Below are 11508 nucleotides of genomic sequence, written 5' to 3' on the forward strand. Positions count from 1 at the left end.
TTTTAATATATGCGTACTGTATCCTATTTAACCTTCAGATCTTGCAGCATAGAATCAGGTAAGGCCAGCTCGTCGTTTTTATTCACGTCTATTCCCTGATCCAAAATCGAACGGGCAATTTGCTTAGCTTCGTCCAGCGAGTGCATACTGAACGTTCCGCACTGGTATTCATTAAGCTCAGGGATCTTATCCTGTGACTCCACCTTAAGCACATCTTCCATTGCTTCCCTCCAGCCCTGCGCCACTTGCCGCTCGCTAGGCGCGCCGATCAAACTCATGTAGAAGCCAGTCCGGCAGCCCATCGGGGAGATATCAATGATCTCGACACTATCTGAGTTAAGATGCTGGCGCATAAAGCCGGCATAGAGGTGCTCTAAAGTATGGATCCCGCGCTCGCTGAGGATATCAATGTTCGGGCGGCAAAAACGCAAGTCGAACACCGTAATAGTATCCCCTTTCGGGGTCTGCATGGTTTTCGCGACCCGGACAGCCGGTGCATGCATCCGGGTGTGATCAACGGTAAAACTATCAAGTAATGGCATTGTTTCCTTCTCCTTTGCCTACGTAATCACGACGAGATAACCATAGCCTAGATCAAAACGGCCACCAGCTGCGATTATCTTCCAGCTCCTGCCGGCACTGCTTAAGCTGCCAGCCATAATCCTTGGCTTGCTGTTCTACTTTACGTGACACCTTTATCAGTGTCGGCTTCGATCTATAGGTTCCCCGCTTAAAGCCACCACGTCCTTCATGGTAAGCCAGGTACTGACTATAGGCATCCCATTTAGAAACACCTAGTTGCCGCTGGGTTTCAGCCGTATACCAACCAACAAACATCAGGGAATCAGCAAAATCTGTACGCGAGCCACCGTTACCGGTCGCTTTCTGGTAGTCCTTCCATGCTGGGTCCTGAGCCTGGGCATAACCATACGCGCTGCTGACCCACCCCCAGGGAATAAAACCCAGAATATAGTCTTTAGGTGGCCGGGCATCATGGCGGAAACTGCTTTCCTGCTTAATAAATGCCATTGCAACCTGAACAGGGGTTCCCCACTCATCTTGCATATCAATGGCATACTCATACCAATCAGGCTTTTCACGGAAAATATTACATAGGTTGGACTGATCTTTGGGTGGCGGCGTAGCGCAACCAGACAAGGTAATGACAAGGCCGGCACAAAGGGCTTGGCGGATCGCTGTTCGCATATATTCCCTCAAACTTGGAACCAAACCGGAGAATGGTGGTCTGAATAAGTGATTGGCAGTAACACTGCCGTCATCCCTGCGAAATTATTGTTATCGGGCAGCAAGGTCGCTGCCCATTTTTTTCCTAAATTCTAAGCTATTAGATTATTTCAAATCTGCAAAGTAGTCATCCAGAAACTCATCGAACGACATGCGGTCACTCTGCTCAACCTCAAACTGCTTAGCTTTTGACCCTTCAACTTCTTGCTCAAACTCGTGCTGAGAATAAAAAGCAAACTGACGGTCACGGAAAAGACGAGCATGGGCATCTGCCAACTCCCTACCAACCGAACCAATACCATTCTGCTGTTTAATTTGTTCCAGTAGCTGAGCCGATAATGTCAATGCCGGATCATTAATCCACGTTGTCAGGCGCGCAACTGTCTGCTGGTAGATATCGCCACCCGCAGCAGCATCCATTGCCTTAGCAACCTGTTCCAGTTCGGTAAACACGCGCAAGCCCCAGTCTTGAACGGACAGACGCTCACCATTACAACCAATCTTCAGCATCAAATCAGGATTTCGGCCATCAAGCACGACCCTATTCCAGTTATCACGCCAACACTCAAGCTCGGCATTATCCATTAGCTCTGACGGAGACAGCACAGCCCAAGTCAGGAATAGATCCAGGAAGCGCACCTGATCTTCAGTAATACCGATCGGGCTGAACGGGTTAACATCCAACGAACGCACTTCAATATACTCGACACCACCACGCTCCAGCGCTTCCGATGGTTTCTCGCTACCTCGCGCTACTCGCTTAGGACGAATTGGGGCATACAGCTCATTTTCAATCTGCAGCACATTCGCATTAAGCTGGCGGTATTGACCATCAACTTTTACACCTATCTTTGCGAATTCCTCAGAAGGAGTACGGATCGCCTGGCGCAAGCCATCCAGGTACTGGTCCAGGCTATTAAAGCCGATTTTCAGCGAACTTTGCTCATGGTTGGTATAGCCAAGGTCACTCAGGCGTAACGCTGTCGCATTCGGCAAGTAATAAGTCCCGTTACCGACTTCTTCAAAGTTCAACGAGGTGTTGCTCTTGTCGACAAACGAGCTGCACAAGGCAGGGGAGGCACCAAACAAATAAGGGATCAACCAGCCAAAACGGTAATAGTTACGGATCAGGCCGAAATACGCATCCGACACAGCGTCCTGGCGAGCCTGTTCATCTTGTTTACCGAACAAGTGATCCCAGAACGTTTCAGGAAACGAAAAATTAAAATGCACCCCGGAAATAACCTGCATGACACTGCCATAGCGGTGTTTCAGGCCTTCACGGTACAAGGTCTTCATTCGACCATTGTTCGACGTTCCGTACTGGGCCAAGGTGATATCTTCTTCACTACCGACAAAACACGGCATAGACATCGGCCAGAGGTTTTCCTGATCCAGCTTACTGTAAGTGAACTGATGAATATCACTAAGCTGCGACAACAAATGATCGACACTTTGCGATACAGGAGTAATGAACTCCAGCAACGACTCAGCAAAGTCTGTTGTTACCCATTTGTTAGTTAGCGCGGAACCCAATCCAGCAGGATGAGGCTCTGCAGACAGTCCTCCCTGAGGAGTGATACGTAGCGCTTCTCGCTCTAGGCCTCGCCCTATCTGAGTTAGTGCGTCCGGGTTTGCAGAAACCTGCTGCAACCTTTGTGAAAAATCCATCAAGACGATTCTCAATCAATAACATCTAAGTGGGGTAGAGTAATCATTATTGTTTATGATTACCATGATTATTACAGCTAAACAGTTTTACAGCCTGTAAACAATCTGGCTCAATTCTGGTGGGTATCCACGCAACAAACTGCTTCAATAAAACAGCCGGCATATAAGGTGCCGGCTGTTACTGATTACTGCTAAAAACTACTGCTGTAATTGCAGGGTTTTAATCGGAATACCCAGCGTTTCAAATTGCGGGATCAGCGACTTGGCATCACCCACCACGATGATCTGGTAATCTTCCGGGTTGAACCATTTCGCCGCCAACTCATCCAGACGCTGCTTGCTGATCGCCGCAACAATGTCGTTTCGGGTCTCAACAAAGTTTTCCGGTAACGAGTAAGTCAGGATCTGCCCCAATAACTGAGCCTTCTTGCCCGGCGTTTCATAGTTAAGGGCATCTTTCTGACCGACAGCAAGACGCATAAAGGCCACTTCTTTGTCGGTTACCCCTTCGGTACTCATTTTCTTAAGCTCGGCAAGAAACTCCTTTACCGACGCCAGGCTGGAGTCAGCCCGAACCTGAGCATAAAACACCGACTGGCCGACCTCTCGACCACCCATCTGGTAACCACCGGCACCATAGGTATAGCCTTTATCTTCACGTAAATTGAGGTTGATTCGGCTATTAAAGTTTCCGGCCAGATTGAAGTTCGACAGCTGAGTTTCAAACAGCTCCCCTGTCGCGTCATAAGGCAGGCCATGACGAACCAGACGGATCATTGTCTGTGGTGCTCCCGGCTTGTCCACCATCCATAGCGTCTGCTTTGAAAGCGCAGGCAAAGACGGAGTCGTGAAACCTGGTTCCGGCGCCCCCTGCCATTTCGCGAGGAAGTCCAGTTGCTCTGTCAGCTTGTTCGCCGTAATATCGCCGACGACGACAATATCCGTCCCATTCGGCGTGTAATAACGCTGGTAAAAATCTTTCACATCATCAAGGGTAATGGCGTTCAGCGACGCTGTTGTCCCTTCAGGTGGAAGACTGAATGACGTGCCACCATACAGCACTTCCCTCGTTGCCTGACTTGCCAACCAAGCCGGACGCTGGTGCTCGTAGATAACCCCTTCCAGCGCCTGTTGCTTGATACGCTCAAAATCTGCGTCTGCAAACGCTGGGGCAAACAGACGCTCATCAAGAATTGTCAAGGTTTGCGTCAGGTTCTTCTCCAGCGAACTCACCGACACCACAGTTCCATACAGACCAGCATTAAAGCTAATTGAACTCCCCAGGCTATCCAGGCGGGAAGAAATCTCTTCCGCTGTAGATTGCTTCGTTGCTTCCATCATCATGGTCGCAGTCAGCTTAGCCAATCCCATCTTGCCTTCAGCCTCGAAACGACGCCCCGCCGGCACGACTATCTGTAACTCAACCGTCGGTGTTTCACGGTATTTTGTTCCCAGCACCTTGATCCCGTTTGCCAGCTTAAACTGGTACAACTCCGGCATCACTGCCTCAACAGGCGAAGACGGTTGAGGCATCACTGAACGGTCAAAGCTATCCACCGCCTTTCTCAGCAGTAGCTGATCTTCGTTCACCTTCTTGTGCTCAGGGATAATCCGAACCGGTGGAGTAAAGTTCGGTTTCGCGGCTTGCAAGGCTATGTTGCCTTTAGGCACCACACTCAGTGTCACGCTCGGATTACCGTTGATGTAGCGCATGTAGGCCTGCTCCATACTCTCCGGCGTCACCGCGCGCAAATTACGTAACTCAACACCAAGATAGCCTGGATCATTAAAGAAAGTTTGGTAAGCCGCCAGCTGCGATACCTTACCGCTCACACTCTGAAGGCCAAAAATCGCATTCGCTTCAACCGTGCCTTTGAGCTCATTGAGCTCCTTGGTATTCACACCTCGTTGTTCCAGACCACCTAATATCGATGTTACCTTGCGACGCAGCTCTTTCAGGTTGCCTTTGTCACCACTCTGGCCCATGGCATAAACATACATGGTACAAGCCAGCTCGGCACAGTCATGGAAAGCACCGGCATCCAGCACCTCACCTGTTTTCACCAGGTTCTGATACATCAGGCTGTTTTTGCCACCACCAATCACCCGCGCCAACATATCCAGCGATGCCTCATCATCGGCCCCGTTGTAGGAAGTAGGCCAAGCCATCAACAACATTGGCTGCTGGATCTTATCTTCCAGCGTCAGGTAGCGGTCAGCGTCCAGAGTCACCGGTTTCTTGGCTGTCTTAGCCACTTCCGGACCACGTGGAATCGAGCCGAAATACTGATTAACCCAAGCCAGAGTCTGCTCGGCATCAATATCACCACCAATGGTCAGCGTAGCATTATTAGGCCCGTACCAACGCAGGAAGAAGGCTTTCAAATCATTCACATCAACCCGGTCCAGATCTGCGACATAGCCGATAGGTTGCCATGAATACGGATGAGTCGGCGGGAATAACGCTTCGCCCATTCGCTCATAAACCAGGCCATACGGGCGGTTTTCATAACGCTGGGCACGCTCATTCTTTACCGTCGAGCGCTGGATTTCAAACTTGCGCTGAGACACGGCACCTAGCAGGAAGCCCATCCGATCCGATTCCAGCCACAGCATTTTTTCAAGCTGATTCGACGGTACGGTTTCGAAATAATTTGTTCGATCGCGGTTAGTCGTTCCATTTAAAGTACCACCAGCCTCAGTAATCAAACGGAAGTGTTCCTGATCACCGACGTTTTCTGAGCCCTGAAACATCATGTGCTCGAAGAAATGGGCAAAGCCGGATTTACCCAGCTCTTCACGGGCTGAACCGACATGATAGGTCACATCCACATGAACCAGCGGATCTGAATTATCCTCATGCAGCAATACAATCAGTCCATTTGACAAGGTATACTTTGAATACGGAATAACAGGCACATCCGATGCTTGTTTTGTCACCTGTTCAACAAATGTTACCCCTTCAGGCAACGCGGGCGCTTGACTCTCTTTCGTTGCCAGGTTGCCACACCCAGCCAACGAAAATAGCGCAACCCCTAGAATCCACTTTTGCACGTAAGCATTCCTTATAAAAAACCTTGAACGATCAGTGCCAACACGGTGTAGCGTGCAGCTTTCCCCGTCATAATGATGAAAAAACTCAGCCAGTGGTGCATACGCAACCAGCCAGCGGCCAGACACAACGGATCACCGATCACGGGCAGCCAGCTGAAAAATAACGAACCGAATCCATATTTTTTCAACCATCGCAAAGCCTTATGACCATGATATTCATCAGAAGTTTTATCTGGCAGCAATCTTCCCAACCAGTAATTGGTCATCCCGCCCAATGTATTGCCTAATGTGGCAACCAACACAACCAACCACACGACATTATCACCGAGCTTCAAGGTTGCGATGAGATTCGCCTCAGAGCCGCCCGGCAAAAGGGTGGCACTCAAAAAACCAGTGGTAAATAGCATCCACAATGCTGATTCACCATGAAATAACTCTAGCATTCAAACAACTTGTTCATCGTCAGGTAACAGCGAATACCCATAGGAGCAGATATCGCCACGTTAAACGCCCACAGACAGCACAATCTTACCTCGCGTATGCCCGGACTCGATCTGCTGGTGAGCCTGCGCCCCATCACAAAGGCGATACTGAGCCGCAATATAAAGCTGCAGTGTTCCAGCCTTCAACATTGCCATCATGGCATTGTTCTGCTCAAGCGATGGCGAGACCAACATACCTTCAGCTTCCAGACCTAACTCTCGGGCTCGCTCGCAAACAGCATCAGCCGTGATCGTCGGTACTGTTACCACCCGGCCGCCAGACTTGACGCATTCAAGAGCTGCCATACCTACATCGCCGCCCATCAAATCAATCAGCACATCCACTTTAGCAATCTGCTCGTTCAGTGGTGCCAGGCGGTAATCCAGCGCGATAGCCCCCAGTTTGGAAACAAAGTCCACATTATCTGCCGAGCAGCTGGCAACAACCGTTGCTCCCCTAGCAACCGCCAGCTGGATAGCAATATGACCAACACCACCGGCACCAGCCAGGATTAAGACCTGATCACCAACAGAAACTTTCGCCTTATTCAGCGACTGCCATGCAGTCTGGCCCGCCAATGGCAACGCCGCCGCTTCAATCAATGAAACGTTATCAGTATCAACCCGGCTCAATGCATCGGCATCAGCCACCATATATTCACTGTAACCCCCACCCTGTAAAGGAAAGCCAACAAAGCCTGAAACCGCATCTCCCAGCTCAAGGCTTGCCACTCCCGCACCCACAGCAACTACCTCACCGGAAATATCATAGCCCGGAACCCAAGGCAGGTTTTCTTTGTTCTGCTGGGCGGCCCAGCCCAACCCGGCACGGGTTTTAACATCAATCGGATTCACTCCGGCATAGGCAACTTTGACCAGCACCTCACCATCCGAAAGTTGCGGAACCTCGACAGTCTGCATGACCAACACCGACGGCTGACCAAACTGGGTAATAGCTAATTGCTGACACTCGTTCATTCCCTATTCCTTATCCGTCTCGATTTCCCACCATACTACCTGATACTCACCGACATAAGTAACCGCTCATCGCCAACATTACTGACCACTGTGACGAAGTTCTGTTTTCAAAACTATTCTGTATGCCAAAAAAGAAAACGGGCAACCACTGGCTGCCCGTCACCTTTCTGCTAACACATTGTATTCATAGACTATCCTACCAAGGCAAGCAAAATACCAGCCGCCACCGCCGAACCGAGGACACCGGCCACATTAGGCCCCATTGCATGCATCAACAAAAAGTTATGCGGATTAGCCTCCAGACCAACCTTATTCACAACCCGTGCCGCCATCGGTACAGCCGATACTCCGGCAGCCCCAATCAACGGGTTGATGTCTTCCTTGCTATAGCGATTCAGCAGCTTAGCCATCAATACACCACCGCCGGTGCCAACACTGAAGGCCACGGCACCGAGAATCAGGATCCCCAAGGTCTCAAACTGGAGGAACTTGTCCGCTTCCAGCTTTGAGCCTACCCCCAGACCAAGCATGATAGTCACAATATTGATCAATTCATTCTGAACCGTGTTAGACAAGCGATCCACCACACCGGACTCACGCATCAGGTTACCGAGACAAAACATTCCGACCAGCGGAGTCGCCGAAGGTAGAAACAAAATCGTCATCAACAACACCGCCAACGGAAACAGAACTTTCTCGCCCTTACTGACATGGCGTAACTGCTCCATCTGAATAGTCCGCTCTTCCGGTGTTGTCAGAGCCTTCATGATCGGTGGCTGAATGATCGGAACTAAAGCCATATAACTATAAGCAGCGACTGCAATTGCACCCAGCAGATCCGGTGACAACCGGCTAGCCAGGAAAATTGCCGTCGGGCCATCGGCTCCCCCGATAATCGCAATCGACGATGCATCAGCCATGGTAAAATCAATGCCCGGAACCAGATTCAGCAAGATTGCTCCGAACAGAGTAAAGAAGATACCGAACTGAGCGGCCGCTCCCAACAGCAAAGTTTTCGGGTTTGCAATCAGCGCCCCGAAATCGGTCATCGCCCCGACCCCCATAAAAATCAGGAGTGGAAACACCCCGGTTTCAATACCGATATAATAAATGTAATAAAGCAATCCACCCGGTTCGGTAAACCCGGCATTAGGAATGTTGGCCAGAATGGCACCAAAGCCCATCGGCAAAAGCAGTAAAGGCTCGAACCCTTTGTAGATCGCCAGAAACAGCAAGCAGGCACCGACCAGGATCATCACCAGCTGACCGAACTCAAAATTTGCAATCCCTGTTTCTAGCCAGAGTTTCAATAAACCGTCCATGGAAACCTCTTTATGCCAGACTCAGAATCGGCGAACCCACAACCACGGTATCACCTTCTTTAACATGCAGATCCTGCACAACCCCATCACGAGAAGCCCTAACCTCTGTCTCCATCTTCATCGCTTCAAGCACGACCAATACATCACCTTCGGCAACAATATTGCCAGGCTGAACATTGATCTTAAATATATTGCCAGCCAACGGTGAAGATACCCGCTCAGCGGTATCTAACGGTGCTGAAGCCGGGGCTGCTGCCGGGCTCACAGCAGAGACCTGGCCGGCAGGGCCAACTTCAACGTCGTACACCTGACCATTAACCTTCACGCTATAAGCTTCAACGCCATCGGCCGAAACCACCGGGGCCGCAGCAGAAACAGGCTCAGATTCTGTGCCCGGAGCTGGCTCAAAAGCATCGGGGTTATTGCGATTTTTCAGGAAATTCAATCCAACCTGTGGGAACAGCGCATAAGTCAGCACATCGTCCGCCAGTTCGTCAGCCAGTGCTATTCCGTCTGACTTGGCTTTCGCTTGCAGATCGGCGGTCATGCTATCGAGTTCATCTTCAATCAAATCTGCTGGACGGCAAGTCACCGGCTCAGCCCCATCCAATACCTTAGCCTGCAATTCAGCATTGACCGGCGCCGGAGCCTGACCGTACTCACCTTTCAGCACCCCGGCTGTTTCCTTACTGATACTCTTATAACGCTCGCCGGTCAGCACATTTAGTACTGCCTGAGTTCCTACAATCTGCGACGTCGGGGTCACCAACGGGATAAACCCGAGATCTTCACGCACCCGTGGGATCTCCTCAAGCACTTCGTCAAATCGATCCGCAGCACCTTGCTCCTTCAGCTGACTTTCCATGTTGGTCAGCATCCCGCCCGGCACCTGAGCCAGCAAAATACGGGCATCAACCCCTTTCAAGCTACCTTCAAACTTGGCATATTTTTTCCGGACATCACGGAAGTAGCTCGCAATAGGCTCCAACTGCTGCAGGTTGAGTGTTGTATCACGATCGGTTCCTTCCAGCATTGCTATCACGGTTTCGGTCGGGGTATGGCCATAAGTCTGGCTCATTGATGATATTGCGGTATCCAAAATATCTAATCCTGCTTCGACCGCCTTGATCGCCGTGGCCGTCGAAAGCCCCGTCGTGGCATGACAGTGCAGTGCCAAAGGCACATCACAAGAGGCTTTGATCCGCTTGACCAGCTCCTCTGCCTCGTAAGGCTTAAGCAGACCGGACATATCTTTGATACAGATAGAATGACAACCGAGATCTTCCAGCCGTTTGGCTAAATCAGTCCAGGTATCGAGGTTATGAACCGGGCTAGTCGTATAAGAAATCGTGCCTTGAGCATGAGCTCCGACATCAACGGTTGCTTTCACTGCCGTTTCAAAGTTGCGGACATCATTCATCGCATCAAAAATACGGAACACATCCATCCCGTTGGCATGGGCTCGTTCAACAAACTTTTCAACCACATCATCCGCATAATGCCGGTAACCCAATAAATTTTGTCCCCGCAGCAACATTTGCATCGGAGTTTTCGGCATCGCCTGTTTTAAGGTACGCAGGCGCTCCCATGGGTCTTCCCCCAAATAACGGATACAGGCATCAAAAGTCGCACCACCCCAGGTTTCAAGAGACCAATAACCAACATTATCAAGCTGCTGGGCGATCGGCAGCATATCCTCGATACGCAACCGAGTGGCAAAAAGTGACTGATGAGCATCACGTAATACAACATCAGTAATAGCTAAAGGCTTAGACATGCTCACAAACTCCTTGTAAATAAATCACCCTGACAAAAAACAACGTGTCAGGCTTTATGCTGACGATACTGTTGGACAGCAGCGCTTATCGCCGCGATAACATCCGGCGTAACACCACTGTGGTCAGGGGCAACAGTTGAGGCTGTTTGTGGATGAAAGTCCTGTTCTGGCTCCTTCGGTACAACCTTCGCCAACAGTTGAACTAATAAGATCAGGATACTGAGAAACACAAATACCACGACCATACCCGTAACCATGATCGTAGCTGCTTCCCACAGCAAACTTCCTAAATCTGCCATTATTGCTTCCTTTTATTGCGATTGTGACTGGCGCGTTAAGAATTAACACAGTAAACAAAAACATGTCAAATTGATTAACACACCGTCAAAACACCATGTATCAAGGTTAGCTTTTCACCCGGTTAGAGTGAAAACGTGAACTAAGGCCAGAATTTTTCATAACTCACAGAAAGAAAACTGCCGAAGCACATCCCTCTAACACACTGGTATCGCTTTATTTATCACGCACTCGAGCAATTTTGTTACGTTTACGTAAACGTAAGAAATCTCGCCTTATTAAAAATTTTTTAGGCAGCGTAATGACAGAGTAAATAGTTGAAACAGGAGAAAGAGAATAAAACGGAAATTCGTCACCTGATTTCTTGTTATTTCTTATGCCAATCGAATAAATTGATAATCCCTGTAGGAGTAATAACCATATCAGAACAAATCAGTTTCAAAAGTTTAGAGAGGCCCAGTTAATAATATTGTGATGTCATTTGGAGCTTATAGTGAAGAGCAGGATGCACCCGATTTATTAGAAAGAGTTAACGTGTTTGAGCTTGGTAGGTAAGAAATGGCCAGATATAAAAAAAGCCCAGCCGAAGCTGAGCTTTTAAATAATGGCGCGTCCGGGAGGATTCGAACCTCCGACCGCCTGGTTCGTAGCCAGGTACTCTATCCAGCTGAGCTACGGACGC

General features: G+C 49.7%; 9 protein-coding genes and 1 tRNA gene. All 10 read right to left on the bottom strand.

Annotation, left to right across the window (positions count from 1 at the left end; translation table 11 throughout):
• Positions 1–23: 23 nt before the first annotated feature.
• On the bottom strand, positions 24–542 hold the full coding sequence (luxS, locus tag Q0852_RS21785; protein ID WP_299022107.1) for an S-ribosylhomocysteine lyase: 519 nt from the start codon (positions 540–542) through the stop codon (positions 24–26).
• A 52-nt stretch (positions 543–594) separates the two neighbouring features.
• The gene (locus Q0852_RS21790) at positions 595–1206 is read right to left on the bottom strand and encodes a hypothetical protein (RefSeq protein WP_299022109.1); all 612 of its coding nucleotides are present in this window, start codon (positions 1204–1206) and stop codon (positions 595–597) included.
• Between the two features lie 144 nt (positions 1207–1350).
• Positions 1351–2919, bottom strand: a complete 1569-nt coding sequence (gshA, locus tag Q0852_RS21795) for a glutamate--cysteine ligase (RefSeq protein ID WP_299022110.1) — start codon at positions 2917–2919, stop codon at positions 1351–1353.
• Positions 2920–3114: 195 nt separating this feature from the next.
• On the bottom strand, positions 3115–5970 hold the full coding sequence (locus tag Q0852_RS21800; protein ID WP_299022111.1) for a pitrilysin family protein: 2856 nt from the start codon (positions 5968–5970) through the stop codon (positions 3115–3117).
• Positions 5971–5981: 11 nt separating this feature from the next.
• Positions 5982–6413 (bottom strand): YqaA family protein, encoded by a 432-nt coding sequence (locus Q0852_RS21805; RefSeq protein WP_299022114.1) that lies wholly within the window; start codon positions 6411–6413, stop codon positions 5982–5984.
• Positions 6414–6473: 60 nt separating this feature from the next.
• Positions 6474–7430 carry an NADP-dependent oxidoreductase gene (locus tag Q0852_RS21810; protein ID WP_299022115.1) on the bottom strand — a complete coding sequence of 319 codons (957 nt, stop codon included), beginning with the start codon at positions 7428–7430 and terminating at the stop codon, positions 6474–6476.
• 191 nt (positions 7431–7621) lie between these two features.
• Entirely contained in the window at positions 7622–8752 is a 1131-nt protein-coding gene (locus Q0852_RS21815) for a sodium ion-translocating decarboxylase subunit beta (protein ID WP_299022117.1), read from the bottom strand.
• 10 nt (positions 8753–8762) lie between these two features.
• Complete coding sequence (gene oadA, locus Q0852_RS21820; protein WP_299022118.1) at positions 8763–10529, bottom strand: sodium-extruding oxaloacetate decarboxylase subunit alpha; 1767 nt, start codon at positions 10527–10529, stop codon at positions 8763–8765.
• Positions 10530–10576: 47 nt separating this feature from the next.
• Positions 10577–10828, bottom strand: coding sequence for an oxaloacetate decarboxylase subunit gamma (locus Q0852_RS21825; protein ID WP_299022119.1), 252 nt, complete (start codon positions 10826–10828; stop codon positions 10577–10579).
• A gap of 603 nt (positions 10829–11431) precedes the next feature.
• Positions 11432–11508, bottom strand: a tRNA-Arg gene (locus Q0852_RS21830).

Source organism: uncultured Photobacterium sp. (genome assembly GCF_947502415.1).
Taxonomy (GTDB): Bacteria; Pseudomonadota; Gammaproteobacteria; order Enterobacterales; family Vibrionaceae; genus Photobacterium.